Source organism: Krasilnikoviella flava, assembly GCF_900167525.1.
Taxonomy (GTDB): domain Bacteria; phylum Actinomycetota; class Actinomycetes; order Actinomycetales; family Cellulomonadaceae; genus Isoptericola; species Isoptericola flavus.
The window spans coordinates 92,856-119,022 of record NZ_FUZQ01000002.1; the positions used below are offsets into that span (position 1 = coordinate 92,856).

The following is a 26,167-nucleotide window of genomic DNA, read 5'->3' on the forward strand; positions in this document are numbered from 1 at the left end:
CGGCGTGAGCACCCGACCCTTCACCACCGTGCTCGTCGCCAACCGCGGCGAGATCGCGTGCCGCGTGATCGGCACGCTGCGCCGGCTGGGCATCCGGTCCGTCGCCGTGTACTCCGACGCCGACGACGGCGCCCGCCACGTGCAAGAGGCCGACGTCGCCGTCCGGCTCGGCCCGGCGCCCGCGGCACCGGGCCTGCCTCGACTCGGGGGCTACCTCGACGTCGACGCCGTGGTCGCCGCGGCCGTCGCGACCGGTGCGGACGCGATCCACCCCGGTTACGGCTTCCTGTCCGAGAACCCGGCCCTGGCGCGGGCGTGCGAGCGCGCCGGGATCGTCTTCGTCGGCCCGTCCGTGGCCGCGCTGGAGACGATGGCGGACAAGGCGGCCGCCAAGCGGCTGGTCGCGTCCCACGACGTGCCCGTGCTGCCCGGCACCCACGAGGACGGGCTCGACGACGCGGCCCTGGTCGCGGCGGCGCACGAGGTCGGCTTCCCGCTGCTGGTCAAGCCCGTCGCGGGCGGCGGCGGCAAGGGGATGGTCGTGGTGCCGGCGGCGCACGAGCTGCCCGCGGCGCTGGCCTCCGCCCGCCGCGTCGCCGCGTCGTCGTTCGGCGACGACGGGCTGCTGCTCGAGCGGCTCGTGGAGCGGCCGCGGCACATCGAGGTCCAGGTGCTCGCCGACGCGCACGCCGGCGTCGTGCACCTGGGGGAGCGCGAGTGCACGCTGCAGCGCCGCCACCAGAAGGTGGTCGAGGAGGCGCCGTCGCCGGTCGTCGACGCCGCGACCCGGGCACGCCTCGGCGAGGCGGCCTGCGCCGTGGCGCGGTCGGTCGGGTACGTCGGCGCGGGCACGGTGGAGTTCCTCGCGCCCGGCGACGACCCCGGCACGTTCTGGTTCATCGAGATGAACACCCGCCTCCAGGTGGAGCACCCCGTGACCGAGATGGTCACCGGCCTCGACCTCGTGGAGCAGCAGCTGCGCGTGGCGGCGGGGGAGCCGCTCGCGGTCCGGCAGGAGGACGTGCGGCTCACCGGGCACGCCGTCGAGGCCCGCCTGTACGCGGAGTCCCCCGCGCGCGGCTTCCTGCCCGCGGCGGGCCGCGTGCTCGCGTACGACGACGCCGGCGCGGGGGCCGGGCCCGCCGCCACGCCCCTGCGGCTCGACAGCGGGCTGCTGCCCGGTGCGGAGGTGACCGGCGACTACGACCCGATGCTGGCCAAGGCCGTCGCCTGGGCGCCGACCCGGGCCGAGGCGATCGACCGGCTCGACGGGCTGCTGGCCGACGTCGTCGTGCTCGGCGTCGAGACCAACGCCGGGTTCCTGCGCGACCTGCTGGCCGACGACGACGTCCGCGCCGGCCGCCTCGACACGAGCCTCATCGACCGCTTCGTCGCCCGGTCCCTGGAGGAGCCTGCTCCGGCGGTCGAGCCTGTCGAGACCCAGGTGGCCGTGGCGGCGGCGGTGCTCGCCCTCGTCAGCGGCACCGCCGGGGCGTCCGGACCCTGGGCCGCCGCCGACGGTTTCCGCCTCAACGCGCCCGCCGCGCCGCGTCGCGCGGTGCTCGCCCACGTGACGGGCGCCGAGCACAGGGTCGCGGTCACCGGGACGCCCGACGACGCCGTCGTCACGGTCGACGACGGCGAGCCGGTCCGCGCGTCCGCGCGCCCGCTCGGCGACGACCGCTACCTGCTCACCGTCGACGGCACCACCAGAAGCCTGGTCGGTGCTGTGAGCGGACGACTGGCCCACGACACGCCGACGGACGGGGCCGAAGCCCCGCTCACATCGTCGCCCGCGGTGGTGTGGGTGCACGTGGACGGGCGGACGACGTCGTTCACGGTGCTCGACCGGGCGGCGCTGGCCGCTCACCGTCGCGCCGCCCGCGCGCTCACCGGCGACGGCGCGGCGGGCGGAGCGACCCGTGCGCCGGTGCGCGTCGCGATGCCCGGCACCGTGTCCGCCGTGCCCGTCGCGGACGGTGACGTCGTCGCGGCGGGCCAGCCCGTCGTCGTCGTCGAGGCGATGAAGATGGAGCACCCGCTGCTCGCACCCGTCGGCGGCGTCGTCCGCCTCGACGTGCGGGCCGGCGACCAGGTGCGCCTCGACCAGGTCGTCGCCGTCGTCGACCCCGACGGCGCGCCCGCGAACCCTGCTCCCGCCCCGGCAGACCCCGCCGTGGCGGCAGCACCCACTCAGGCCGACCCCGCCACCCGAGGAGCGTCATGATCAGCGAGACCCAGTCCACCGTGCTCACCGACGAGCAGCGCAAGCTCAGCGCCGTGGTGCGCGAGTTCGCCGACCAGGTGGTGGCGCCCGCCGCGTACAAGTACGACACCGAGCGCCGCCTTCCCCTCGAGATCATCGGCCAGATGGGCGAGCTCGGGCTGTTCGGCCTGCCGTTCCCGGTGGACGTGGGCGGGCAGGGCAAGGACTACGTGTCGCTGTGCCTCGCGGTCGAGGCGCTCGCCCGCGTGGACCAGTCGATCGCGGTGACGCTCGAGGCGGGGGTCGGGCTCGGCATCATGCCGATCTTCCGGCACGGCACGGACGCGCAGAAGCAGCGCTGGCTGCCCGACCTCATGGCCGGGCGCGCGCTCGCCGCGTTCGGGCTCACGGAGGCGGCCGCCGGGTCCGACGCCGGGGCCACGCGCACCAGCGCGCGGCGCGACGACGCCGCGGACGAGTGGGTGATCGACGGCTCGAAGCAGTTCATCACCAACTCGGGCACGCCGATCACCAGCGTCATCACGGTCACTGCCGTGACCGGGCGCCGTCGCGCCGAGGACGGTACGGAGCAGCCCGAGCTGTCGTCGTTCCTCGTGCCGGCGGGCACGCCGGGGCTCACGGTGGAGCCCAGCTACGACAAGGTCGGCTGGCACACCTCCGACACGCACCCGCTGTCGCTGCGCGGCGTCCGCGTCCCCGCCGGCAACCTGCTCGGCGAACGGGGCCGCGGCTACGCGAACTTCCTGCGCGCGCTGGACGAGGGGCGCATCGCGTTCGCCGCGCTCGCCACGGGCGCGGCGCAGGGCTGCCTCGAGGAGGCGCTGCGCTACGCCAAGGAGCGGCATGTCTTCGGGCACGCCATCGGCAGCAACCAGCACATCGCGTTCACGCTGGCCCGCATGCAGGCGCGCGTGCACTCGGCGCGGCTGTGCTGGCTCGACGCCGCGCTCAAGCAGGTGCACGGCAAGCCGTTCAAGGCGGAGGCGTCGGTGGCGAAGCTCGTGGGCGGGGAGGCGGCGATGGCGAACGCCCGTGACGCGTCGCAGATCTTCGGCGGCTACGGCTTCCTCAACGAGAACGCGGTGGCCCGGCACTATCGGGACTCCAAGATCCTCGAGGTCGGCGAGGGCACCACGGAGGTGCAGCTCATGATCCTCGCCCGCGACCTGGGGCTGGCGTCGTGAGCACGAGGAGGGGAGAGCGCGATGCGTGACGAGGTGCAGCGCGGCCTGTACTACGACGAGCTGGAGCCGGACGTGCGGTACGTGCACCGGCCGGGCCGCACGATGACGGAGGCGGACGACGTGCTCTTCACGTCCGTCACGATGAACCCCCAGGGGCTGCACCTGGACGCGGCGTGGGCGGCGACCCAGCCGTTCGGGAAGCCCCTGGTGAACTCGATGCTCACGCTGGCCACCCTCGTGGGCCTGTCGGTGGCGCACCTGACGCGCGGCACGCTCGTGGCGAACCTCGGCTTCACCGAGGTGGCTTTCCCGCACCCGATGTTCCACGGCGACACGCTGTACGGGGAGACGACCGTCGTCGACCGGCGGTTGTCGCGCTCGCGCCCCGGCACGGGCGTCGTGACGGCAGAGCACGTGGGGCGCAACCAGGACGGTGACGTCGTGGCCCGGGCGGTGCGGACGATGCTGATGTGGACGCGCGAGGGCCACGAGGAGCACGAGCACCAGCGCGAGAGCTCCCACGGCGGGGGAGTGCTGTGAACCCCGCCCCCTTCACCCTCGGGCCGGCGCTGCTGTTCTGCCCGGCCGACCGGCCCGACCGGTTCGCCAAGGCCCTGGACCGCGCGGACGCGGCGATCCTGGACCTGGAGGACGCCGTCGCGCCCGGTCGCAAGGCGGCGGCCCGCGCCGCGCTCGTCGACACGGTGCTCGATGCGGAGCGCGTCGTCGTGCGGGTCAACGCGGTCGGCACCCCGGAGCACGACGCCGACCTCGCCGCCCTCGCCCGCACGCCGTACCGCACGGTGATGCTGCCCAAGGCGGACGGCCGGTTCGTGGGCCCGCTGCTGGCGCCCGACGGGGGCCCGTACGCCGTCGTCGCGCTGTGCGAGACGGCCGCGGGGGTGCTCGCCGCGCCCGCGCTGGCCGCCCGGCCCGACGTCGTCGCGCTCGCCTGGGGTGCGGAGGACCTGGTGGCCTCCCTGCACGGCACGTCCAGCCGGGCCGACGACGGGAGGTACCGCGACGTCGCGCGGCACGCCCGGTCGGCGGTGCTGCTCGCGGCGGGCGCCGCGGGCAAGGCGGCGATCGACGCCGTCCACCTGGAGCTCGACGACCTCGAAGGCCTGCGGGACGAGGCGCGGGACGCCGCGGCCAGCGGGTTCGTCGCCTCGATGTGCGTGCACCCGAGCCACGTGGCCGTGGTGCGCGCCGCGTTCGCGCCGTCCGAGGCGCAGGTGGAGCGGGCGCGCGAGGTGCTGGCCGCGGCGTCCGGGCGGGCGGCGGCGCTCGCCGACCTGCCTCCCGGGGCCTCGGCCGACTCCGGGGTCCTCACCGTGGGCGGGCAGATGGTCGACGCCCCCCTGCTGCGGCACGCCGAGGCGGTGCTGCGGCGGGCGGGCGAACCAGGCGTCGAAGGGACTCCCGGCGGCCCCGCCGCCGGACGTACGGTCGAGGAGAACGGGGGACGACGATGACCAGGACCACGGACCGGCGGCAGCCCAGCGCCGTGGCCGCGCTGGACGGCCTGCTGCGCGACGGCATGACGATCGCGGTCGGCGGGTTCGGCCTGAGCGGCAACCCGACCGACCTCATCGAGGCGGTGCGCGACTCGGGGGTGCGGGACCTGACGGTCGTGTCCAACAACATGGGCGTGGACGGCAAGGGCCTCGGCATCCTGCTGGAGAACGACCAGGTGCGGCGCGTGCTCGCCTCGTACGTGGGGGAGAACAAGCTGTTCGCGCAGCAGTACCTGGACGGCGCTCTCGAGGTCGAGTTCGTGCCGCAGGGCACGCTCGCCGAGCGGCTGCGGGCGGGCGGCGCGGGCATCCCCGCGTTCTACACGCCCACGGGCGTCGGGACGCCCGTGGCCGAGGGCAAGCCGGTCGACGAGATCGACGGCCGCCGGTACGTGCTGGAGCGGGCCGTCGTGGCCGACCTGTCGCTGGTGCACGCGCGGCGCGCGGACCGGTTCGGCAACCTCGTCTACCGGTACACGGCGCGCAACTTCAACCCCGTCGTCGCCATGGCGGGCCGCGTGACGGTCGTCGAGGCGGAGGAGATCACCGACGAGCCGATCGACCCGGACGTCGTCGTGACGCCCGGCATCTACACCCACCGCCTCGTGCTGGCGCGCGAGCGGGTGAAGGACATCGAGCAGCGCACGGTGCGCCCCGACCCGCTGGTCGAGCCTGTCGAGACCACTCCGCCGGTCGAGCCCGTCGAGGCCCGGGTCTCGACAGGCTCGACCGACGGTCGGGACCAGGGAGGTGCGGCATGACCTGGACACGTGACGAGATGGCCGCCGTGGCGGCCGCCGAGCTGCGCGACGGCGACTACGTCAACCTCGGCATCGGCATCCCGACGCTGGTGGCCAACCACCTGCCGCCGGGCGTCGGCATCACCCTGCAGAGCGAGAACGGACTGCTCGGCATCGGCCCGTTCCCGCTGGAGGGGCAGGAGGACGCCGACCTCATCAATGCGGGCAAGCAGACGGTCACCGCGATGCCGGGCGCGAGCTACTTCGACGCGGCGGCGTCGTTCGCGATGATCCGCGGCGGGCACATCGACATCGCGATCCTCGGCGCGCTGCAGGTGTCGGCCACCGGCGACCTGGCGAGCTGGACCGTGCCCGGCAAGCTCGTCAAGGGCATGGGCGGCGCCATGGACCTGGTGGTCGGCGCTCGACGCATCGTGGCGCTCATGGAGCACGTGGCCCGCGACGGGTCGCCCAAGCTGCGCCGCCGCTGCACGCTGCCGCTCACCGGCGAGGGCGTCGTCGACCGGATCGTCACCGACCGGGCGGTGCTGGACGTGACCGACCACGGGCTCGAGGCGGCGTTCGTGCTGCGCCGACTCGCGCCGGGCGTCACGGTCGACGAGGTGCGCGAGGCGACCGAGGCGGAGCTGCTCGTGGAGCTGGAGGAGCCCGTCCCGCAGGTCGAGCCTGTCGAGACCCGGGTTCCGACAGGCTCGACGGACGATCAGGAGGAGCAGTCATGACCGTGATCGCGGGATACCGGCGGACGCCGTTCGTGCGCTCGAACGGGGCGTTCGCGACCGTCCCGGCGACGGCGCTGGGCGCGCACGCGCTGGCAGGTGCGCTCGCCGCGGCGGGCGTCGAGCCGGGCGAGGTGGACGTCGTCGTCGGCGGGCAGGTGCTGCAGGGCGGCGCCGGGCAGAACCCGGCACGGCAGGCCGGGGTCGGCGCGGGCGTGCCGATGACGGTGCCGGCCGTGACGCTCAACGCCGTCTGCCTGTCGGGGGCGGAGGCCGTGGTGCAGGCCCACCGGCTGATCGCGGGCGGGGAGGCCCGGGTCGTCGCCGTGGTCGGGATGGAGTCGATGACGCTCGCCCCGCACGCCTGGGTCGGCTCGCGCGCCGGGCAGAGGTTCGGGTCGGTCGAGCTGATCGACACGATGGCGCACGACGGCCTCACCGACGCGTTCGAGCACGACTCGATGGGGCTGAGCACCGAGCGGCACGGCGAGGCGATGGCGGCCGCGGCCTGGAACACCCGCGAGGCGCAGGACGCGCTCGCCGTCGCGTCGCACACGCGCGCGGCCAAGGCCGCCGACCTGCTGGCCGAGGAGATCGCGCCCTACGACGTGCCGGGCCGGCGCGGCACGGTGCGCGTGGATGCCGACGACGGCGTGCGACCCGACTCCACGCTGGACGGCCTCGGCCGGCTGCGTCCGGCGTTCCGCGAGGACGGCACCATCACGGCGGGCAACGCGTCGCAGATCTCCGACGGAGCCGCGGCGCTGGTGCTCGTGGCGGACGACGTCGCGGAGGCCCGCGGACTGACCGGCGTCCGGGTGCGCGGGCACGCGCTCGTCGCCGGGCCCGACGTCGGGCTGCACGCCCAGCCCGCGAACGCGATCGCGACCGCCTGCGAGCGGGCCGGCGTCGCGCCGCGCGACCTCGGCGCCGTCGAGATCAACGAGGCGTTCGCCGCCGTCGTGCTCGCGTCGGTGGACATGCTGGGGCTCGACCCGGAGCTGGTGAACGCCCACGGCGGCGCCATCGCGCTGGGCCACCCGATCGGGGCGTCCGGGGCCCGGGTGGTGGGTCACCTCGCCCGCCGGCTGCAGCTGCTCGGCCCCGGGTCGGTCGGCGCGGCGGCGCTGTGCGGTGGTGGCGGCCAGGGGTCGGCGGTGCTGCTGGAGGTATGACGGCTTCGCCTTCGGGCGGGCTACTCCGCGGGCATGTTCGCCAGCAGCGCGCTCAGCGCGCTGGCCTGGGTGCGCCAGTCGAACACGTTGGCCTTCTCCGTGCCGCTGCCACCGGCCCAGCGCAGACCGAGGCGGTCGTCGCCGTCCCGGTCGTGCGCCCAGACGGACGACGCCTGCCGGTCGACGAACTTGCGGTACGGGTGGTCGTCCAGACTGTCGTCGAGGTCGTCCAGGTACCGCACGAAGATCCCCTTGAACTGCTTGGCGTTGTCGTCGCAGTCGCCGGCGACGTCGCACTTCTCGGTGAGGATCCCGTCGGAGACCAGCTCGGGCGCCGTGGTCCCGGCGTCGGCGAGCTCGCGCGCGGTGGCGAGCACCTCGGCGTCGCCGGTGGCCCGGTAGAGCTCGATGCCGCCACCGATCGCGAGGCCCTGGTTGTAGCTCCAGACGGTGTCGCCGTTGGACCGGCAGTCGTCGGTCAGGCCGTCGCGGACCAGGCCGTCGGCGTCGATCATGCCGCTGCCCTGCATCCAGTCCCAGCCGGTCCGGGCGCGGTCCAGCCACTGCGTGTCGCCGTCGATCCGATTGTGCAGCTCGGCCGTCAGCCGTACCCACAGGCCGTTGGTGACGGCGTTCTTGTAGGTGCGCTCGTGGTTCCACCAGATGCCTCCACCACAGGTGGAGGTGTCCCAGTACCCGTGCATGAACTCGCCGATCGTCTCGGCCATGTCGAGGTACTTCTGGTCGCCGGTGAGGTCGTAGGCCTGCACCCACGCCAGGCCCCACCACCCGGCGTCGTCGATCGCGCGACTGGTGAAGTTGCCCCAGATCTCGTCGCTGGACATCTCGCCCGCGGGGAAGGGGGCCTTGTTGCGCTCGAACGTGCGGTCCACCTGCGGCAGGTAGCCGGTGTCCCCGGTGCGCTGCATGTACTCGATCACGGTCTCCGTCGCGACGGCGGAGTTCCACCAGCTCGACGGCCACCAGGCCTTCTCGGGGTCGTAGTCGTCCATGAGCACGGCCGCGGCGCGGGCGGCCTTCGCCTCGGCGCCGGGTTGCGGGTGGCCGCCGCCGCCGCCGGCGGCGGCCGCGGTCGTCGCGCCCAGACCGGCGGCGGCGAGGGTGGCGGCGACGAGCGCCGCGGCCGCGCGGCGCACACTGCGGCGGCGGGGGTGGCGGGACGGGGTGGTGCGGGCGGAGCGAGCAGGCATCGTTGTCCTCTGGCTTCCTGACGGCGGGGCGCCGTCGAGTGACTCGGGCGACAGTGACCGTGCGCCGAACAGCCAACCACAGGGGGGCTCGGATGCAAGCGACGCGCGCGGCGCGCCGCGCATCGCCGGAAGGAGTCGCCACCCCGTGAGCGGTTCCGACCGATCGGTGGCTCCGGGCGGGTGTCGCCGGGCAGGATGGGGCGTCGTGACGACGACGCGCGACTCCCGACCGCCCCGCATCCTGATCCTCGCCGGCCGTGGCCGCCACGAAGACCCCTGGCACGACCACGCGGCCACCTCCCACCGGCTGGCGCTGGTGCTCGCCGGCCCGGACGCCGGAGCCGACGCCCCGGAGGTCGTCGTGCGCAGCACGTTCCCCGACTCCCTCGACGACCTCGACGACGTCGACCTGCTCGTGGTCAACGCCGGCAGCCCGTGGCCGGGCCTGCGGGACGCCGGCATCGGCCCCGACGACGCGGCGTGGGCGCCGTTCCACGCCCGCCTCGACGCGTGGGCCCGCGCGGGCGGGAGGATCCTCGCCGTGCACCAGGCGGCCAACGCCTTCGGCGACCACCCCGCGTGGGAGGAGGTGCTGGGTGGCCGGTGGGTGCCGGGCACCTCGATGCACCCGCCGCTCGGGCCGACCTCCGTGCCGCTGGCCGTCGGCGCGCACCCGATCACCGAGGGCCTGGGCGCCGTGGACGTCGTCGACGAGCGCTACTGCCACCTCCGCGTGGCGCCGTCGTCGCAGGTGCTGGGCTGGGTGACCGACGACGAGGGCGAGCGCCACCCCGCCGTCTGGGTCGCCGACGCCCACGGCGGTCGCACCGTGTACAGCGGGCTGGGGCACGACGTGCGCGCCTACGACTCGCCGTCGCACGCCGAGCTGCTGCGCCGCGCGGCCACCTGGCTGCTGGAGGGCTGAGGGGTGCGGGTGCTCGTGATCGCGGTGCTGTTCGTGGTCGCGGCGGGTGCGTCGGTCTACGTCGTCGAGTGGCTCGCCCCGGGAATCTCCGACCTGGGCCGCGCGGCCGTGACGGCACCGATCGTCATCGGGGGCGGGCTGTCGGTCCGCGCCGCCGCGGAGCCCCGCCGTCGGGAGCGGGCCCGCGACCGGATATCTTGACGTCGAGATACTTCGACGACGAGGGAGAAAACGTGCGACTCCATCATGTGCAGGTGGCCTGCCCGCGGGGCGGGGAGGACGCGGCCCGCGCGTTCTACGCCACGGGCCTGAAGCTGACCGAGGTGGCCAAGCCGCCGGAGCTGGCGGGCCGGGGCGGCTGCTGGTTCCGCGGCTACGACGAGGACGGCGCGGTCGTCGCCGAGATCCACGTCGGCGTGGAGGACCCCTTCGCCCCGGCGCGCAAGGCGCACCCGGCGCTGGTGGTCGACGACGCCGCCACGCTCGACGCCACGGCGGACCGGCTCGAGGCCACCGGGTTCGCCGTCGACCGCACCGAGCGTGAGACGTTCAGCGGCTACCTGCGGTTCCACACCCGCGACGGCGCAGGCAACCGGGTCGAGGTGCTCGCGCCCGCTTGAGCGGTCCGGGCGGCCCTCGGGCCGCCCGGACCCGGCGTCAGTTCTGGTTCGGCAACGGGTGGCCCTCGGAGGCCTGCACGACGACGATCCCCTGGCCGGTGAGCCCCAGCTGGTACGCCTCGCCCGAGCCACGGCCGATGGCGGCGCCGAGCTTCGCCGTCTTGCGCACGGTGCTGGTGAGCGACGTCGACCAGAGCACCACGCTCTGCATGTCGACGAACGTGGGCTCGTCGACCTCGAGCACCACCGGGGTGCCGTACGCGGTGACCGCGAGGGCGCCGGAGCCGGTGAACGTCGTGTTGAAGAGCCCGCCGCTGAGCACGGACGCGCCCTGGACGCGGTTGATGTCCCAGGTGAGCGTGCTCTCGAACGCCAGGATGTTGCTGCCGGAGACCGTGACGCTCTCGTTCTCCAGGTAGAGCACGAACACCTCGTCGGCGTCCTGGGCGAGGAAGACGTCGCCACCGCCGGAGACCTTCATCAGCGACATGCCCTCGCCGGTGAACGCCTTCTTGAACAGCTTGGTCATGCCGCCGGCGCCCTCGTAGGCGAAGTCGACGTCGCCCTGGTAGGCGACCATCGACCCCTGCTTGGCGTAGAAGAACCCGCCGGAGCCGGCGAGGTCCACCTTGAGCATCCGGGGGTTGACGAGCTGGAAGCTGCCGGGCTCGCCCTGCGGCTCGGTGTGGTGGAAGAGGCTGCTGCGCATGGTCGCCATCCTGCCGTGCAGCGGGAGGCGGGGCATCCGCCGGAGGGATGACAGCCGGTCGGTCAGGGGTATCCGAGCTCCCGGCGCAGCTCGGACACCCCTTGCTCGAGCCGGTCCGCGGACCGATATCGCAGCAGACCTGTGAGAGCGACCTGGCGGGCGGACTCGTCGCTGCAGCCGAGGGCGACGGCGATGCGCGTGACGGCCTCGTCGTCCGAGCGGGCGGTGGGTGGGACCCGGCCTCGCGTGCTTCCAGTGGGAGCCACCGACTGCCACCGGGACGCGCAAGCCGCCGGGACCCCGTCGTCAGGAGGCGCCCGGGAAGCCCGCCTGCCGCCACGCCTCGTACACGACGATCGACGCGGCGTTGGTGAGGTTGAGCGACCGGCGCCCGGGCAGCATGGGGATCTTCACGCGGTCGGTGACGCGCGCGTGGTCCATCGCCTCGTCGGGCAGGCCGGTGGGCTCGGGGCCGAAGAGCAGCACGTCGCCGGGGCGGTACGCGAGGTCGGTGTAGGTGGTGTCGGCGTGCGCGGTGAAGGCGAAGACGCGCGCACCCGGCAGGGCATCGAGCGCGGCGTCGAACGTCGGGTGCACGTCCATGACGGCCAGGTCGTGGTAGTCCAGCCCGGCGCGCTTGAGCTTCGCCTCCGTCAGGTCGAAGCCCAGCGGCTCCACGAGGTGCAGCCGCGCGCCGGTGACGGCGGCGAGCCGGATGGCCGAGCCCGTGTTCCCGGGGATCCGGGGCTCGTAGTACACGACGTGGGCGAACGGGGACCCCTCGACAGGCTCAGGGGGGACCGGTGGCGTGGGCGGGAGCTGGTCGGGCACGGGCCGATTCTCCCACCGGCCGGACGACACGCCGCCGTCCCGATGACGCGACGTGCTCGCGCCCCTAGGCTCACTTGATGGCGGAGATCCCGGCGGTGATGAAAGCGGTCCAGCTCGTCGGCCACGGAGGCCTCGACCGGCTGGAGTATCGCGACGACGTGCCCACGCCCGTGCCTGCGGCGGGCGAGGTGCTGATCGACGTTCACGCCTGCGGCATGAACAACACGGACGTGTGGGTCCGCGAGGGCGCGTACGGCACGGAGACCGACCCTGGCTCCGTCTCGACCTGGAGGCGAGGGAGATCGACCCTCACGTTCCCGCGGATCCAGGGCGCGGACACCGTCGGCGTGATCGCCGCCGTCGGCCCCGGGGTGCCCGCCGACCGGGTCGGGGAGCGCGTGATGGTGGACTTCTCGATCTACCACCGGCCCGAGGGCGACGACAGCCTCGCGGACATCGACTACATCGGGCACGGGCGGGACGGCGGGTACGCCGAGTACGTGGCCGTGCCCGCGGAGAACGCGTACGAGATCACGGCCGCCATCGCGGACGCGGAGCTCGCGACGTTCTGCTGCGCCTACCTCACCGCCGAGCAGATGCTGGACCGGGCGCGGCTGGGCGCGGGGGAGCGGGTGCTCGTGACGGGCGCGTCCGGCGGGGTGGGCTCCGCTGTCGTCCAGCTGGCGCGGGTGCGGGGCGCGATCCCGTACGCCGTGACGAGCGCCGGCAAGGAGGACGCGCTGCGGGCGGTGGGCGCGCAGGACGTCGTGCTGCGCGACGCCCCGGACCTCGTCGCCGAGGTGGGGCGCGTGGTGGACGGCCCCGTCGACGTCGTCGCTGACCTGGTCGCCGGGCCGATGTTCAACGACCTGCTGCGCATCCTGCGCCCCGAGGGCCGGTACACCACGGCGGGCGCCATCGGCGGGCCCGTCGTGCAGCTCGACCTGCGCACCATGTACCTCAAGCAGCTCGAGCTGCACGGCTCGTCCCAGGGCACGCGCACCGCGTTCCGACGGCTCGTGCGGTACGTCTCCGAGGGCGCGGTCCGGCCCCTCCTGGACCGCACGTTCCGGCTGTCGGACCTCCGCGAGGCGCAGCGCGCGTTCCTGGCCAAGGCCTACGTCGGCAAGCTGGTCGTCGTCCCCGACCGGCACTGGGACCTCGTGGGGGCGCCGTATGCGCAGCCGTGAGCGCACCCTCGAGCTGATCGACGCGCAGTCCGGCGGCGACGTCAGCCGGGTCGTCATGTCCGGCGTCGAGCCGCTGCCGGGGGCCACCGTGCTGGAGAAGGCGCGCTACCTGCAGCGCGAGGGCGACGGGCTGCGTCGCCTGCTGCTCTCGGAGCCTTACGGCGACCCGGCGATGTCGGTGGACCTGATCGTCGAGCCGAGCCATCCCCGGGCGCAGGCCGGCTACGTGATCATGGAGGCGATGGGGTACCCGCTGTACTCGGGCTCCAACACCATCTGCACGGCCACCGCCCTGCTGCAGAGCGGGGCCATCCCGCTGCGCGAGGGCGACGGGCTGCAGGACGTGACGCTGGAGTCGCCTGCGGGCCTGGCCCGGGTCAGCGCCCGGGTGGTCGACGGCCGCGTCGTGTCCATCACCACCGAGGGCGAGCCGGCGTACGTGGCGGACGAGGCGCTGAGCGTCGAGGTGCCGAACCACGGCGACGTGCTGTTCGACCTGGTGTGGAGCGGCGCCTACTACGCCCTCATCGACGCGTCCCGGTACGGGTTCGGCCTCGGGGTGACCGAGCAGATCGCGCTGACCGCGTTCGGGGACGCCTTCGTCCGCGCGGCCCGGCCGGGACTGCGGCAGGAGCACCCGGACCTGGGCGACGTCGGGCCGCTGCCGTTCGCGCACTTCATGGGGCCGCTGCGCGAGGTCGGCGACGGACGGTGGGAGTCGCCGTCGGCGACCTACGTGCATCCCGGCGTGCTCTGCCGCAGCCCCACCGGCACCGGCACGTCCGCGCGGCTCGCGCTGATGGCCCGGCGCGGGGAGATCCGCGAGGGCGAGTCGCTGGAGACGGTCTCGCCGCGCGGCAGCAGGTTCGTGGGCACGGTGCTGCGGCGCACGCAGGTGGGCGACTACCCGGCGCTCCGGTCCGCCATCACCGGCGCGGCCCGGGTGATGGCGCGCTCGCAGCTGACGGTCGACCTCGACGACCCGCTGGTGGACGCCTCGGACCTGGAGCCGTTGCTCACGCCCCCAGCCAGGACGCACGCGTGAGGGTGGTCCCCCCGGCCGTACGGCAGGGGGACCACCCCGGCGTCACGCCTGGACGAACGCCACCAGGTCCTTCGTGAACTCGTCCTCGTACGCACCCACGATCCCGTGCGACGCGCCGGGGTAGACCTTGAGCGTCGCGTCGCTCAGGATCTCCGCCGAGCGCAGGCCGGCGGCCTTGATCGGCACGATCTGGTCGTCGTCCCCGTGCGCCACGAAGACCGGGACGTCGATCTTCTCGAGGTCGGCGGTGTAGTCGACCTCGGAGAACTGCGCGATGCAGTCGTACGCGGGCTTGAGCCCGGCCTGCATCGACAGACGCCAGAACTGGTCGAGGGCGCCCTGGGAGACGGACGAGCCCTCGCGGTTCGCGCCGAAGAACGGCACCGCGAGCTCGCGGTAGTACTGCGCGCGATCCTTGAGCACGCCCTCGCGGATCCCGTCGAAGACCTCGATGGGGGTGCCGTCCGGGTTCTGGGGGGTCTGCACCATCAGCGGCGGGACGGCGCCGACCAGCACGGCCTTGCGCACCCGCGCCGAGCCGTGCCGCGCCAGGTAGTGCGCCACCTCGCCACCGCCGGTCGAGTGCCCCACGAGCACGACGTCCGTGAGGTCGAGCTGCTCCAGCATGGCCGCGAGGTCGTCGGCGTAGTGGTCCATGTCGTTGCCGGTGGAGGTCTGGGTGGACCGTCCGTGGCCGCGGCGGTCGTGCGCGACGGCGCGGAAACCGGCGTCGACGACCTCGGTCATCTGACGGTCCCAGGCGTCGGCGTTGAGCGGCCAGCCGTGCGAGAACACGACGGGCGTGCCGCTGCCCCAGTCCTTGTAGAAGATCTCGAGACCGTCGGTGGTGGTGATGAACGGCATCACAGCCCCTTTTCCTTGAGCCACGCGAGCGCGGCGTCCGCGACCTCGGTCCAGCCGTGGTCGATGGTGAGCGAGTGCCCCCGGTCGGGGAACTCGACGAGATCGGTGACGGCGCCGGAGTGCTTCCGGTAGATCCTCGCGGACGTCCGCGTCAGGGACGCGGGCGCCGTGTGGTCCATGCCGCCACCGATGAACAGGAGTGGACCGCGGTCCGCGTCGTGGGTGTCGACGCGCGCGGGGGACCCGGGCAGCAGGTTCGCGGCGGCGTCCTCGAACAGCGGACGGCCGGGGGACGGGATCGTCCACTGGTCGTAGAGCGCCGCGGCCTCGTCGTCCGAGAGCTCGTTGGCGAAGCCGTAGCGGAACTCCTCGGGGGTCAGCGCGACCGTGCCCCGGAAGCTCGCGGGGTTCCTCAGCGCGACGGCGGCCACCCGCAGCGAGCTCGGCGGCAGCAGGATGTTGCCGCGCATGGGCGCGGGGTCGATCGCGACGGCCGCGGCGGCGTGGCCCTCGGTGAGCAGCCGCTGGACGACCAGCCCGCCGAACGAGTGCCCGACGACGACGGGCCGCGGGTCGAGGCCCTCCACGTGCAGGCCGTCGAGGACGTCGGCGTAGTGCGCGACGACCTCGTCGAGGCCGACGCCGCCCGCCCGGTCGGGGTTCTCGCGTGCCTCGGCGACGGTGGCCGAGTCGCCCGGCCAGCCCGGGTTGTGCGGGTCGTACCCGGACTCCGCGAAGCGATCCATCCACGGCGTCCAGGAGTCGGCGTGGAGCCACAGCCCGTGGACGAAGACCACGGCGCGGCGGGCCGTGCTGAACTCGGTCATGGTGGTGCCTCCCGTCGGGGTCGGAGACATCACCATCGCCCGGCCGGGCGGCCGGGCGCTTCTGTCAGATGACTGGTCCTCGTTCTGCGGCCGGGTCGACGAGGTCACGCAGCTGGGCCCGGGACGTCACGCCCAGCAGGGGGAACACCCGGTAGAGGTGGAACCCGACGGTGCGCGGCGACAGGAACAGGCGCTCCGCGATCTCACGGTTGGTGCGCCCCTGGGCGGCCAGGCGCACGATGCGGCGCTGCTGCGGGGTGAGCTGCGCGAGCGCGTCGGGAGTGCGCTCGGCCACGGCGACGCCCGCGGCCCGTAGCTCGGCGGTCGCCCGGTCCGCGTAGGTGGCGGCGCCGACCCGCAGGAACGTCTCGCGGGCCGCGCTCAGCTCCGTGCGTGACTCGCTCACGCGGTGCAGCCGCCGCAGCCGCTCGCCCAGGTCGAGGCGGACGAGGGCCCGCTCGAACGGCCAGGTGGCGCCGGCGGGGTCGACGAGGGCGGCGCGGTACTCGCGCTCCGACTCCTCCGGCGGGGCCAGCAGCCCGCGGGCGTGGTGCAGCAACGAGGCCACGCGCGGCCCCGGCTCCGCACCGACGTGCGTCGCGACGGCCGCGACGACCCGCGCCGCGTCATGGGCCCGCTCCGGCCGCTCCGTGTGCGCGGCGGCCGACGCGAGCAGCGCGACCCCGTGCACGGACGCGTGCCGGTGCGTCGGGAGGCCGTCGGGCGTGAAGGTCTGCCGCAGCGTGTCGTACGCGGCCTCGGGCTCACCGGCGGCCAGCGACGCGAGCCCCAGGGCCTGGCGTGCGCGCACCTCCACCGACCGGGTCGCGCCCGGCCCGACGTCGGCGAGCGCGTGCTGGGCCAGGTCCCGCGCCTCGTCGACGCGGCCGCGGCCCGCGGCCAGGAGCGCCGCCGTCTCGACGGCCGACGCCCGGACGACGGGCATCCCGGTCGCCTCTGCCACCCGCACCGCGTCCTCGGCGTGCGCCTGCGCCTCGTCCCACCGCCCCAGCTCGTGCAGCGCCGCGGCCAGGGTGGCGGAGACCAGCGCGTTCGTGCCCTCGGTGGGGCCGTGGGCGAACAGCTCCAGCAGCTCGCCGAGGAGCCGGGCGGCGAGCACGGTCTCGTCCAGCACCCAGGCGGCGCCGCCGAGCACGTTGAGCTCGTTGATGCCGAGGTGCGTGTTCGCGCGGACCGCGCGGTCCAGCGTGGCCCGCGACGCCGGCGCGAACGGCGCCGCCGTGCCGCGCACCCACGCGGTGACCGGCAGGGTGTCGTCGGGCGCCAGCGCCTCGAGGCAGGCGACGACGGAGGCGATCAGCTCGTCGTCTCCGGAGTTGTAGGCGGCCACCGCGGCGGGGGCCAGGGCGGCGAGGGCCAGGTCCGGGTCGGCGGCGCCCGCACGGCGCGCGACCGTCGTCAGACGCTCGACGGCGGCCCGGTGCCGCGGCGTCGAGGCGGCGGCCCAGCCCGCGTACAGGTCGGCCTCCCACCGGGTGTGCTCGTCGTCGGTGGTGTCGCGGGCGCGCTCGGCCAGGCGCTCCACCCAGGGCGTGCGCCCGGTGTACATGGCGGCCGGCGCGGCGAGGAGGAACCGCCGGGCGGCCTCGGCCGGGTCTGCCGAGAGCTCCCCGGCGCGCTCCAGGGCGCGGGCGCTGGCGGCCCAGCCGCCGCGCTCGCGGGCCCGGTCGGCGGTCTGCTCGAGCTCGGCGGCGACGTCGGTGTCCGGGCCGACGGCGGCGGCCGCGCGGTGCCACGCGCGGCGGTCCGGGTCGTCGATCGCCTCCGCCAGGGCCAGGTGCGCCCCGCGCCGTCCGGCGAACGGGGAGGCGTGGTAGACGGCCGACCGGGCGAGCGGGTGGCGGAAGCGGAAGCGCGGGCCGTCCAGGCGCACCAGCCCGGCGGCCTCGGCCGGCACCCAGGCTGCCAGCGGGTCGTCCTCGCCTTCGTCGTCACCGCGGCCGGCCGCGAGCACCGGGGCGAGGTCGTCCCCGTCCGCAGCGGCCGCCAGGAGCAGGAGCCACCGCGTCGCCGAGGGCAGCGCCGGGAGCCGTGCCGCGAACGCCTGCTCGATCCGCTCGCTCACGGGCCAGTGGCCGCCCGGGGACTGCCCGGGCGGGGGCACCGCGCCGTCGGGCCGGGACAGCTCCACCAGCGCCAACGGGTTGCCCGCCGCGTGCTGGATCAGGTCGTGCCGCACCGCCGGCGACGGCGGGACGGGCTGCAGGTCGAGCACCCGGGCGGCGTCCCGGGTGTCGAGCCCGGCCAGCGTGATCGTCGGGAGAGGGTCCGGAGGAGGGGCCGGCCGCGTCGCCACGAGCAGCGCTGTGGCCGCCGAGGCGTCGGCCAGGCGGCGCGCACAGAACAGCAGCACGTCGCGGGACGCGTCGTCCGCCCAGTGCAGGTCGTCGACGACGGCGAGCGTGCCGCCGTCGTCCGCGGCGCCCGGGCCCACCTCGCACAGGAGGGTGAGCGCCCCCGCCGCGAGGTGCAGCCGGTCGGGGATCGCCGTGTCCTCGCGCAGCCCGAGCGCGACGCCGAGGGCCCGCGCCTGGGGTGCAGGCAGGCGGTCGAGGTGGTCGAGGCGCGGCAGGAGGAGCTGGTGCAGGGCGGCGAACGGCAGGTCGCGCTCGCCCCGGGCGCACCGCGCCGTCAGGACGCGCCGGCCCGCCCGCCGCGCGTGCACGAGGCCGTGGTCCAGCAGGCTCGTCTTGCCCAGGCCGGGCTCGCCGACGATCAGCAGCGCCCCTCCCGCGCCGGGGCCCGCGAGGCGCTCGACCCGGGCGAGCTCGGCGTCACGCCCGAGGATGCGTCCGTGGCCGGCGTCGCGGTGCGGGTCTCTCTCCACGGGAGCATCTGATCACGGCCCGCGCCAGGACTGCGCCCCCCCGCGGGACCGCACCCCCGTCCCCGCGCCGGCGTAGGGTGGACGGTATGACGACGCGCGCGTGCTGGTGGTGGCTGCCTCCGCAGCCCTGACCCGACGCGCCCACGTCCCCGTCCCGAGCTGCCCGTCGCAGCCGGGACGTCGTCATGTCCGGACCGGACCGACGGGCGGCGATCCCCCGAGGAGCCGACCCGATGACTGCACCGACCGTCCTGACCGCCCCGACCGCGCCGGCCGTCCCGACCTCCGCCGCACCCACGGCGACGGCGAGCGCCGCCGTCGCGCAAGCCCGTTCCGCCGAGATCGAGGCCGAGATCGCGCGCGACCCGGGCCGCTTCCGCGTCCTGACCGGCGACCGGCCGACCGGCGCCCTGCACCTCGGCCACCTGCTCGCCACGCTCGACAACCGGGTGCGCCTGCAGGACGCCGGCGTCGACGTCGTCCTCGTCGTCGCCGACTACCAGGTCATCACCGACCGCGACGACGCGGGCGACCTGCCCGCCGTCGTGCGCGAGGTGGTGCTCGACTACCTCGCCGCGGGCATCGACCCGGCGCGCTCCACGGTGTTCACCCACTCCTCGGTGCCGGCGCTGAACCAGCTGCTGCTGCCGTTCCTGTCGCTGGTCAGCGTGGCCGAGCTGGAGCGCAACCCCACCGTCAAGGCGGAGGCGGCCGACGCCGAGAGGCGCCAGGGGCGCGGCATGTCCGGGCTGCTGTTCACGTACCCGGTGCACCAGGCCGCCGACATCCTGTTCTGCCACGGCAACCTCGTGCCGGTGGGCCTGGACCAGCTGCCGCACCTCGAGACCACGCGGACCGTGGCGCGGCGGTTCAACCAGCGCTACGCGGCCGCCCGCCCCTACTTCCCGGAGCCGGAGGCCCTGCTCACGCCGTCGCTCACGGTGCTCGGCAACGACGGCGCCAAGATGAGCAAGTCGCGCGGCAACGCCCTGGAGCTGCGGGCGTCCGAGGACGAGACCGCGCGGTTCTTCCGCCGTGCCCGCACGGACTCCGAGCGCCGGATCGCCTTCGACCCGGAGGGTCGGCCCGAGGTGGCGAACCTGCTGCGGATCGGCGCGCACTTCGCCGGCACGACGCCGGAGGACCTCGCCGCGTCGGTCGGGGACGCGGGCGCCGGGCGGCTCAAGGCGGTCGTGACGGAGGCGGTCGTCGAGGGGTTGCGACCGCTGCGCGAGCGGCGGGTGGCGCTGGCCGCGGACGCCCCCGTCGTCGTCCGCGACGTCCTGGCGCGGGGCAACGCGCGCGCGAACGACGTCGCCGAACGCACGCTCGCCGACGTCCGCGAGCTCATGGGCACCGTCTACTCCTGACGACCCCGGGTACGGCATCGAGCGTGCTGACTTGATCCTCAAACAGGAGGTTTGAGGATCAAGTCAGCACGCTCGATGCGTCGGTCGGGCCCGGGGTCGGTGGGTCAGGCCGCGCCGAGCCGCTCGCGCAGCAGGGAGAGCTGCGCCCAGAGCTGGTCGGGCACGCGGCCGGCGAAGGTGTCGAAGAACTCGCCGGTCAGCGCCGCCTCGGCGAGCCACGCCTCGGCGGGGACGTCGAAGAGGGCGACGAGGTCGTCGTCGGACAGGTCGAGGCCGTCCGTGCGCAGCGCGCCCGGCGCGGGCAGCAGGCCGACGGGGGAGTGCACGGCACCCGCGTCGGTGCGCAGGCCGCGCGCCCGGTCCAGCTGGGTGACGACCCACTCGACGACGCGCGAGTTCTCGCCGAACCCGGGCCACAGGAAGCTGCCGTCGGCGCCCTTGCGGAACCAGTTCACCTGGAACACCTTGGGCCGCTTGTCGGCGTCGAGGCCCCTGCCGACCGCGAGCCAGTGCGACCAGTGGTCGGCCATGTTGTAGCCGCAGAACGGCATCATCGCGAACGGGTCGCGGCGCAGCTCGCCGACCGTGCCCTCCGCCGCGGCGGTGCGTTCGGAGCTGATCGTGGCGCCCATGAAGACGCCGTGGTCCCAGCTGGTCGCCTGCGCCACGAGCGGCACGTTCGTCGCGCGACGGCCGCCGAAGATCACCGCGTCCACGGGCACGCCCGCCGGGTCCTCCCACGAGTCCGCGATGGACGGGCACTGTGCGGCGGCGACGGTGAAGCGCGAGTTCGGGTGCGCGGCCGGGGTGTCGGAGTCCGGCGTCCAGTCGTTCCCCTGCCAGTCGACCAGGTGCGCGGGCGGCTCCGGGGTGAGGCCCTCCCACCACACGTCGCCGTCGTCGGTCAGGGCCACGTTCGTGAAGATCACGTCGTGGGAGAGCGTGTCGATCGCCGTCGGGTTGGTCTCGACGCCGGTGCCGGGGGCGACGCCGAAGAATCCGGCCTCGGGGTTGATGGCGCGCAGACGTCCGTCCGGGCCGGGGCGCATCCACACGATGTCGTCGCCGATGGTCTCGACCGTCCAGCCGGGGATGGTCGGGCGCAGCATCGCGAGGTTGGTCTTGCCGCAGGCGCTCGGGAACGCGGCGGCCAGGTGGTACCGCCGCTGCTCCGGCGAGGTGACGCGGATGAGCAGCATGTGCTCGGCGAGCCAGCCCTCGTCGCGCGCCATCGCCGACGCGATGCGCAGCGCGAAGCACTTCTTGCCGAGCAGCGCGTTGCCGCCGTAGCCCGAGCCGTACGACCAGATCTCGCGGGTCTCGGGGTAGTGGACGATGTACTTCGTGTCGTTGCAGGGCCACGGCACGTCGGCCTCGCCGTCGGCCAGGGGAGCGCCCACCGAGTGCACGGCGGGCACCCACTGCTGGCCGCCGTCGATGAGGTCGAGGACGGCGCTCGAGACGCGGGTCATGACGTGCATCGACACGACGACGTACGGCGAGTCCGTGATCTCGATGCCCACCTGCGAGATCGGCCCGCCGACGGGGCCCATGGAGAACGGCACCACGTACATCGTGCGGCCGCGCATCGAGCCGGCGAAGACGTCGTCCAGCTCGGCGCGCATCTGCGCGGGGGCGCGCCAGTTGTTGGTCGGGCCGGCGTCCTCCTCGCGCTCCGAGCAGATGAACGTGCGCGACTCGACGCGCGCGACGTCGGACGGGTTCGACCGGGCGAGGTAGGAGTTCGGGCGCTTGGTCTCGTCGAGCCTGACCAGCGTGCCGGCCTCCACCAACCCGTCGAGCAGGCGCTGCTTCTCGGCGGCCGAGCCGTCGCACCACACGATCTCGTCGGGCTGCGTGAGCTCGGCGACCTGGCGCACCCACGCGCGGGCGTCCCTGCCGGACCTGCGCGGGGCGGCGGCGGTGCGCGACGACGCGGCGCCCGCCTGCTCGCGGGGCGCGGTCGTGCCGGGGGCCAGGGCGTCGGGCGCGAGCTCGGCGATCGCGAGTCGCGTGCGGCGCGGGTTCGCGGTGAAGGTCATCGGGTGCTCCGTCCGTCGAGGCCCCGGCCAGCGCTGCCGGGTGGGCTGCTTCCAGCGTCCCCCCCCGGGTAGCCGACTTTCCAGCACTTCGACGGTGAAGATTTGCCGATCTTCACGTACCGTCAAACCATGGCTGCCAAGGACGCCGGCGGGGCGGAATCTCCGGACCTCATCACCCTCGGTCGGCGCATCCGGCACGCGCGTACGACGCACGGGCTCACGCTCGAGGCGCTGGGGGAGCGGGTCGGCTCGGCGCCGAGCCTGCTGTCGCTGATCGAGAACGGCCGCCGCGAGCCGCGGCTGTCGCTGCTGCGCTCGATCGCCGACGCCGTCGGCGTGGCCGTGCCCGACCTGCTGGCCGACGAGCCGCCGTCGCGCCGGGCCGAGCTGGAGATCGCCCTCGAGCGGGCGCAGCGCGGCCCGCTCTTCGGGGCGCTCGGTCTGCCGTCGGTGAAGCCCAGCCAGAAGCTGCCGATGCCGGTGCTGGAACAGCTCGTCGGCCTGCACACGGAGCTGTCGCGACGCGAGGAGGAGGCGATCGCCACCCCGGAGGAGGCGCGGCGGGCGAACACCGAGCTGCGGCACGAGCGGCAGGAGCGCGACAACTACTTCCCGCAGATCGAGGCCCTCGGGGAGGACCTCACCCGGCGCGCCGGGTACGCCGGGGCGGGTGCCCTCACCCACCGCACGGTGGCCCGCATGGCCGAGCAGATGGGGCTGACCCTCCTGCACGTCGACGACCTGCCCCGGTCCGCGCGGTCGGTGACCGACCTCAAGAACGGCCGGATCTACCTGCCGCCGGCGTCCATCCCGGGCGGGCACGGGCTGCGCTCCCTGGCGCTGCAGGCGATCGCGCACCGCGTGCTGGGGCACGAGCGGCCCCGCAGCTACGCCGAGTTCCTGCGCCAGCGGGTGGAGATCACGTACTTCGCGGCGAGCTGCCTCATCCCGCAGTCGGTGGCGGTGGAGTTCCTGCAGCGGCGCAAGCGCGAGAAGGACCTGGCGGTCGAGGACTTCCGCGACGCGTTCGGCGTCACGCACGAGGCGGCCGCCATGCGCATGACCAACCTCGCCACCGTGCACCTCGGCATCCCGCTGCACTTCCTGCGCGTCGGTGACGACGGCGCCCTGTTCCGGGGGTACGCGAACGACGGGCTGCCCCTGCCGCAGGACGTGACGGGCGCCATCGAGGGGCAGCTCGTGTGCCGGTGGTGGGCGGGGCGCGAGGCGTTCGCCCGCCGCGACCGGGCCACCGAGTCCTACCAGTACACCGACACCCCGGCGGGCACGTTCTGGGACTCCGTGCAGACCGGTACAGGCGCGGACGGGCGGCAGTTCTCCATCACCGTGGGCGTGCCGTACGCGCACGCCAAGTGGTTCCGCGGCCGCGACACCCAGGTGCGGCACGCCTCCACCTGCCCCGACCCGGCCTGCTGCCAGCGCCCGCCCGCCGACCTGGCCGAGCGGTGGGACGGTGTCGCCTGGCCCAGCGCCCGCATGCACCAGCAGGTGCTCGCCGCGCTGCCGCGCGGCGCGTTCCCCGGCGTCGACGACACCGACGTCTTCGGCTTCCTCCAGCGGCACGCGCCCGCAGGGGAGGCGCTCTGACGTCTGCCCCGGGCTGGGACGATCCCGGCCGCCGGCCGGCACGCGGCGGGGACGCCGGCTCAGTCGAGGCGGACCTCACGGATCCGGCGGTCGTCCACCGCCGTGACGCGCAGGACGTGCGGGCCGGACCCGCCGTCCACGGCGTCGTCGTCCGCGCCGTCCACGGCGACCGTGTCACCCTCCGTGGCGAGGCGACCGAGCCCTGCCAGGACGTAGCCGGCGACCGTCTCGTACGGGCCGTCGGGCAGCTCGACGCCGGTCAGCCGGGCGAAGTCCTCGATCGTGAGCCCGGCGTCGTAGGTGCCCGCCACGCGCACCGCGGCGAGCGGGTCGTGCTCGTCGCGGATGTCGCCCACCAGCTCCTCGACGAGGTCCTCGAGCGTGACGATCCCGTCCGTCCCGCCGTACTCGTCGACGACGAGTGCGAGGTGCGTCCGGGTGCGCTGCATCTCCGCGAGCGTCGGCAGCAGCCGTCCGGTCGCGGGCAGGTCCAGCACGGGCCGGGCGACGTCGCCCACGGTGCGGCGGTCGCCGGCCGGCGCTCCTGCACCGCGCGAGAGGTCGCGCACGTGCACGAACCCGAGCACGTCGTCGACGTCCTCGCCCGTGACCGGGTAGCGCGAGTACGGCAGGTCACGCGTCCGTCGCTCCGCCTCGGTGAGGGTGAGGCCGGCCCGCAGGAAGACGACGTCGGCCCGCGGGCGCATGACCTCCCCCAGGCTGCGCTCCGAGGCGGCGAAGACGTCCGAGAGGATGCGGCGCTCGTCCTCGTGCAGGCCCGGGTGGGCGGCGACGAGGTCACGCAGCTCCTGCTCGCTGATCTCCTCCGAGCGCACGCTCGGGTCGCCCCCGAGCAGGCGCACGACGGCGTCGGTCGAGCGGGACAGCAGCCAGATGACGGGGCGCATCAGGACCGCGAAGCGGTCCAGCGGCGGGCCGACGACGAGCGCGACCTGCGCGGTGCGCTGCAGCGCGATCCGCTTCGGCACCAGCTCGCCCAGCACCAGCGACAGATAGGCGATGACGAGGGTGAGGCCGACGAGCGCGGCGGTCGCCGCCGCACCGGCGGGCAGGCCGGCGGACTCCAGCGCGGGAGCGACGTCGGGGGCGAGGGTCGACGCGCCGTACGCGGCGGAGAAGAAGCCAGCCACCGTGACGCCGATCTGCACCGCCGCGAGGAAGCGGTTCGGGTCGCGGGCGATCGCCGCCACCCGGCGTCCGCGCGGGCTGCTGCGCTCGAGCTGGTCGATCTGCGTGCCCCGCAGGGAGACGAGCGCGAACTCGGTCCCGGCGAACACGCCGCCCAGGAGCACGAAGAGCAGGACGAGCGCGATGTTCCACCAGGTGTCCGCGTCCACCGGGGTCCTCTCGGTCGGTCGTCGGCCGAGGCGCCGACGGTCGCCCCGGTGTCGTCACCGGGTGAACGCGTCGCGGCGGGGCCGGGTTCCGTCGGGGCCCGGGCGGCCGGTCAGCGGAAGCGCTGTGCCGCCAGCGGCGCGGCCTCGGCGAGGCCCCGCACGGCGGGGTGCGCGTCGTCGTCCGCGCCGGCGGCCAGGACGTCGTTCATCGGGCCGGAGGCGACGAACGTGCCGTCCGCGAGGACGTGCACCGTGGAGCACAGCCGGCCGACGAGCTCGACGTCGTGCGAGACGAGCAGCACGGCGGTCCCCTCGGCGCGCGTGGCGTCGGTGAGGCGACGCACGATCTCGCCGCGCATGGCCGGGTCGACGGCGGTCAACGGCTCGTCCAGGAGCAGCGCCCCGGGCCGGGTCGCGAGGGCGAGCGCCAGCGCGAGTCGCTGCTTCTCCCCGCCCGAGAGCGAGTACACCGTGCGCTTCGCGAAGTGCGGCTCGAGCGCGACGTCGTCCAGCAGGTCGGCCACGGTGCGGCCGCTCGCCCGGCCGGCCTTGCGGGCGTCCGACAGCGCGCCCGAGACGGCGCGGTCGACGGTCCACCGCAGGTCGACGTCGAGCCCGTTCTGCGCGACCGTGCGCACCGCCGCGCGGAACTTCTTCTTGTCCCGGCGCCCGAGCTTGCCGACCGTGCGGCCGTCGAAGGTCACGTGCCCCTCGCGGATGCGCAGGTGCCCCAGCAGCGCCTGCACCAGCGTCGACTTGCCCGCGCCCGACTCGCCGACCACGCCGACGGGCTCCGCGCCGGGCAGCAGCGCCAGCTCGATCCCCTCCAGGATCGCGGGGCCGCCGTAGCCGACCACCAGGTCGGTCGCGCGCAGGATCGGGGCGGGGGAGGTGGAGCTCATGCTGGTGTCACCTTCATGTGTGCGTGCGCCGGACGACGGGGCCGGCCGCTAGTCCGACGAACGACGGTACCCCGCGGTTCCCGCACCGCGGCCCGGCGGTCCGGATCCCGGCGAGGTAGTTCGAACCGTGCCGAGGTAGTTCCGGGCTCCGTGAGGTAGTTCGGGCCGTGCCGAGGTAGTTCCTGTCGTGCCGAAGTAGTCCCCGGCTCCTCGAGGTAGTCCGGGTCCGGCGAG

At 74.8% G+C, this 26,167-nt stretch carries 23 protein-coding genes; 14 read left to right on the forward strand and 9 right to left on the reverse strand.

Going from position 1 to position 26,167, the window contains the following annotated elements; all coding sequences use genetic code 11:
- Positions 1 to 4 precede the first annotated feature (4 nt).
- Genes B5Y66_RS05030 through B5Y66_RS05060 form a run of 7 tightly spaced genes read left to right on the forward strand, consistent with a single transcriptional unit; the run spans position 5 to position 7,583 of the window.
- Positions 5 to 2,227: an ATP-binding protein gene (locus B5Y66_RS05030; RefSeq protein WP_079573199.1), complete on the forward strand. Its 2,223-nt coding sequence runs from the start codon at positions 5 to 7 to the stop codon at positions 2,225 to 2,227.
- Positions 2,224 to 3,411 (forward strand): acyl-CoA dehydrogenase family protein, encoded by a 1,188-nt coding sequence (locus B5Y66_RS05035; RefSeq protein ID WP_079572057.1) that lies wholly within the window; start codon positions 2,224 to 2,226, stop codon positions 3,409 to 3,411. Before B5Y66_RS05030 ends, B5Y66_RS05035 begins: the two co-directional genes overlap by 4 nt.
- A 21-nt stretch (positions 3,412 to 3,432) precedes the next feature.
- Positions 3,433 to 3,951 (forward strand): MaoC family dehydratase, encoded by a 519-nt coding sequence (locus B5Y66_RS05040; protein ID WP_079572059.1) that lies wholly within the window; start codon positions 3,433 to 3,435, stop codon positions 3,949 to 3,951.
- Positions 3,948 to 4,886, forward strand: coding sequence for an HpcH/HpaI aldolase/citrate lyase family protein (locus B5Y66_RS05045; RefSeq protein WP_079572060.1), 939 nt, complete (start codon positions 3,948 to 3,950; stop codon positions 4,884 to 4,886). Before B5Y66_RS05040 ends, B5Y66_RS05045 begins: the two co-directional genes overlap by 4 nt.
- Positions 4,883 to 5,689, forward strand: coding sequence for a CoA transferase subunit A (locus B5Y66_RS05050; protein WP_079572061.1), 807 nt, complete (start codon positions 4,883 to 4,885; stop codon positions 5,687 to 5,689). The genes B5Y66_RS05045 and B5Y66_RS05050 overlap by 4 nt, the downstream gene beginning before the upstream one ends.
- Positions 5,686 to 6,411 carry a CoA transferase subunit B gene (locus tag B5Y66_RS05055; protein ID WP_079572064.1) on the forward strand — a complete coding sequence of 242 codons (726 nt, stop codon included), beginning with the start codon at positions 5,686 to 5,688 and terminating at the stop codon, positions 6,409 to 6,411. Before B5Y66_RS05050 ends, B5Y66_RS05055 begins: the two co-directional genes overlap by 4 nt.
- On the forward strand, positions 6,408 to 7,583 hold the full coding sequence (locus B5Y66_RS05060) for an acetyl-CoA C-acyltransferase (RefSeq protein ID WP_079572067.1): 1,176 nt from the start codon (positions 6,408 to 6,410) through the stop codon (positions 7,581 to 7,583). The genes B5Y66_RS05055 and B5Y66_RS05060 overlap by 4 nt, the downstream gene beginning before the upstream one ends.
- 20 nt (positions 7,584 to 7,603) lie before the next feature.
- Here the strand turns inward: B5Y66_RS05060 and B5Y66_RS05065 are convergent, their stop codons facing one another.
- Positions 7,604 to 8,794 (reverse strand): glycoside hydrolase family 76 protein, encoded by a 1,191-nt coding sequence (locus B5Y66_RS05065; protein ID WP_079572069.1) that lies wholly within the window; start codon positions 8,792 to 8,794, stop codon positions 7,604 to 7,606.
- A gap of 205 nt (positions 8,795 to 8,999) precedes the next feature.
- On the opposite strand from B5Y66_RS05065, the gene B5Y66_RS05070 reads away from it, so the two are divergent.
- Genes B5Y66_RS05070 through B5Y66_RS05080 form a run of 3 tightly spaced genes read left to right on the forward strand, consistent with a single transcriptional unit; the run spans position 9,000 to position 10,339 of the window.
- The gene (locus tag B5Y66_RS05070; RefSeq protein ID WP_079572072.1) at positions 9,000 to 9,719 is read left to right on the forward strand and encodes a ThuA domain-containing protein; all 720 of its coding nucleotides are present in this window, start codon (positions 9,000 to 9,002) and stop codon (positions 9,717 to 9,719) included.
- Between the two features lie 9 nt (positions 9,720 to 9,728).
- Positions 9,729 to 9,920, forward strand: coding sequence for a hypothetical protein (locus tag B5Y66_RS05075; protein ID WP_176168791.1), 192 nt, complete (start codon positions 9,729 to 9,731; stop codon positions 9,918 to 9,920).
- Between the two features lie 32 nt (positions 9,921 to 9,952).
- Positions 9,953 to 10,339, forward strand: a complete 387-nt coding sequence (locus B5Y66_RS05080) for a VOC family protein (protein WP_079572078.1) — start codon at positions 9,953 to 9,955, stop codon at positions 10,337 to 10,339.
- Between the two features lie 37 nt (positions 10,340 to 10,376).
- Here the strand turns inward: B5Y66_RS05080 and B5Y66_RS05085 are convergent, their stop codons facing one another.
- Positions 10,377 to 11,048: an AIM24 family protein gene (locus B5Y66_RS05085; RefSeq protein WP_079572081.1), complete on the reverse strand. Its 672-nt coding sequence runs from the start codon at positions 11,046 to 11,048 to the stop codon at positions 10,377 to 10,379.
- A 306-nt stretch (positions 11,049 to 11,354) separates the two neighbouring features.
- Complete coding sequence (locus B5Y66_RS05090) at positions 11,355 to 11,807, reverse strand: tRNA (cytidine(34)-2'-O)-methyltransferase (RefSeq protein ID WP_245806981.1); 453 nt, start codon at positions 11,805 to 11,807, stop codon at positions 11,355 to 11,357.
- A gap of 149 nt (positions 11,808 to 11,956) precedes the next feature.
- Between B5Y66_RS05090 and B5Y66_RS05095 the strand changes: the two genes are divergently transcribed.
- Both B5Y66_RS05095 and B5Y66_RS05100 read left to right on the forward strand, forming a co-directional pair.
- A complete protein-coding gene (locus B5Y66_RS05095; RefSeq protein WP_079572084.1) occupies positions 11,957 to 13,069 on the forward strand; it encodes an alcohol dehydrogenase family protein in 1,113 nt (370 codons plus the stop codon).
- Positions 13,056 to 14,114, forward strand: a complete 1,059-nt coding sequence (locus B5Y66_RS05100; protein WP_079572087.1) for a proline racemase family protein — start codon at positions 13,056 to 13,058, stop codon at positions 14,112 to 14,114. The genes B5Y66_RS05095 and B5Y66_RS05100 overlap by 14 nt, the downstream gene beginning before the upstream one ends.
- Before the next feature lie 42 nt (positions 14,115 to 14,156).
- On the opposite strand, the gene B5Y66_RS05105 is transcribed toward B5Y66_RS05100, so the two are convergent.
- From B5Y66_RS05105 to B5Y66_RS05115, 3 genes are all read right to left on the reverse strand, one after another.
- The gene (locus B5Y66_RS05105; RefSeq protein WP_079572090.1) at positions 14,157 to 14,978 is read right to left on the reverse strand and encodes an alpha/beta fold hydrolase; all 822 of its coding nucleotides are present in this window, start codon (positions 14,976 to 14,978) and stop codon (positions 14,157 to 14,159) included.
- Positions 14,978 to 15,805 carry an alpha/beta hydrolase gene (locus tag B5Y66_RS05110; RefSeq protein ID WP_079572093.1) on the reverse strand — a complete coding sequence of 276 codons (828 nt, stop codon included), beginning with the start codon at positions 15,803 to 15,805 and terminating at the stop codon, positions 14,978 to 14,980. Before B5Y66_RS05110 ends, B5Y66_RS05105 begins: the two co-directional genes overlap by 1 nt.
- Before the next feature lie 64 nt (positions 15,806 to 15,869).
- Positions 15,870 to 18,653 (reverse strand): helix-turn-helix transcriptional regulator, encoded by a 2,784-nt coding sequence (locus B5Y66_RS05115; RefSeq protein WP_079572095.1) that lies wholly within the window; start codon positions 18,651 to 18,653, stop codon positions 15,870 to 15,872.
- 233 nt (positions 18,654 to 18,886) lie between these two features.
- Here B5Y66_RS05115 and trpS point away from each other — a divergent pair, with 233 nt between their 5' ends.
- Positions 18,887 to 20,023 carry a tryptophan--tRNA ligase gene (trpS, locus tag B5Y66_RS05120; protein ID WP_079572098.1) on the forward strand — a complete coding sequence of 379 codons (1,137 nt, stop codon included), beginning with the start codon at positions 18,887 to 18,889 and terminating at the stop codon, positions 20,021 to 20,023.
- 104 nt (positions 20,024 to 20,127) lie between these two features.
- On the opposite strand, the gene B5Y66_RS05125 is transcribed toward trpS, so the two are convergent.
- The gene (locus B5Y66_RS05125) at positions 20,128 to 22,065 is read right to left on the reverse strand and encodes a phosphoenolpyruvate carboxykinase (GTP) (RefSeq protein WP_079572100.1); all 1,938 of its coding nucleotides are present in this window, start codon (positions 22,063 to 22,065) and stop codon (positions 20,128 to 20,130) included.
- Positions 22,066 to 22,194: 129 nt separating this feature from the next.
- Between B5Y66_RS05125 and B5Y66_RS05130 the strand changes: the two genes are divergently transcribed.
- Positions 22,195 to 23,673: a helix-turn-helix transcriptional regulator gene (locus tag B5Y66_RS05130; RefSeq protein WP_079572103.1), complete on the forward strand. Its 1,479-nt coding sequence runs from the start codon at positions 22,195 to 22,197 to the stop codon at positions 23,671 to 23,673.
- A gap of 59 nt (positions 23,674 to 23,732) precedes the next feature.
- Here the strand turns inward: B5Y66_RS05130 and B5Y66_RS05135 are convergent, their stop codons facing one another.
- Positions 23,733 to 25,031, reverse strand: a complete 1,299-nt coding sequence (locus tag B5Y66_RS05135; RefSeq protein WP_079572105.1) for a hemolysin family protein — start codon at positions 25,029 to 25,031, stop codon at positions 23,733 to 23,735.
- Positions 25,032 to 25,141: 110 nt separating this feature from the next.
- Complete coding sequence (locus B5Y66_RS05140; protein WP_079572107.1) at positions 25,142 to 25,933, reverse strand: ABC transporter ATP-binding protein; 792 nt, start codon at positions 25,931 to 25,933, stop codon at positions 25,142 to 25,144.
- Between the last annotated feature and the right edge of the window lie 234 nt (positions 25,934 to 26,167).

Coding starts and splice junctions, on each gene's coding strand:
- B5Y66_RS05110 (WP_079572093.1), bottom strand. CDS start 15,805: ATGACCGAGTTCAGCACGGCCCGCCGCGCCGTGGTCTTCGTCCACGGG.
- B5Y66_RS05050 (WP_079572061.1), top strand. CDS start 4,883: ATGACCAGGACCACGGACCGGCGGCAGCCCAGCGCCGTGGCCGCGCTG.
- B5Y66_RS05095 (WP_079572084.1), top strand. CDS start 11,957: ATGGCGGAGATCCCGGCGGTGATGAAAGCGGTCCAGCTCGTCGGCCAC.
- B5Y66_RS05085 (WP_079572081.1), bottom strand. CDS start 11,048: ATGCGCAGCAGCCTCTTCCACCACACCGAGCCGCAGGGCGAGCCCGGC.
- B5Y66_RS05140 (WP_079572107.1), bottom strand. CDS start 25,933: ATGAGCTCCACCTCCCCCGCCCCGATCCTGCGCGCGACCGACCTGGTG.
- B5Y66_RS05060 (WP_079572067.1), top strand. CDS start 6,408: ATGACCGTGATCGCGGGATACCGGCGGACGCCGTTCGTGCGCTCGAAC.
- trpS (WP_079572098.1), top strand. CDS start 18,887: ATGACTGCACCGACCGTCCTGACCGCCCCGACCGCGCCGGCCGTCCCG.
- B5Y66_RS05125 (WP_079572100.1), bottom strand. CDS start 22,065: ATGACCTTCACCGCGAACCCGCGCCGCACGCGACTCGCGATCGCCGAG.
- B5Y66_RS05035 (WP_079572057.1), top strand. CDS start 2,224: ATGATCAGCGAGACCCAGTCCACCGTGCTCACCGACGAGCAGCGCAAG.
- B5Y66_RS05065 (WP_079572069.1), bottom strand. CDS start 8,794: ATGCCTGCTCGCTCCGCCCGCACCACCCCGTCCCGCCACCCCCGCCGC.
- B5Y66_RS05130 (WP_079572103.1), top strand. CDS start 22,195: ATGGCTGCCAAGGACGCCGGCGGGGCGGAATCTCCGGACCTCATCACC.
- B5Y66_RS05055 (WP_079572064.1), top strand. CDS start 5,686: ATGACCTGGACACGTGACGAGATGGCCGCCGTGGCGGCCGCCGAGCTG.
- B5Y66_RS05100 (WP_079572087.1), top strand. CDS start 13,056: ATGCGCAGCCGTGAGCGCACCCTCGAGCTGATCGACGCGCAGTCCGGC.
- B5Y66_RS05105 (WP_079572090.1), bottom strand. CDS start 14,978: ATGCCGTTCATCACCACCACCGACGGTCTCGAGATCTTCTACAAGGAC.
- B5Y66_RS05040 (WP_079572059.1), top strand. CDS start 3,433: ATGCGTGACGAGGTGCAGCGCGGCCTGTACTACGACGAGCTGGAGCCG.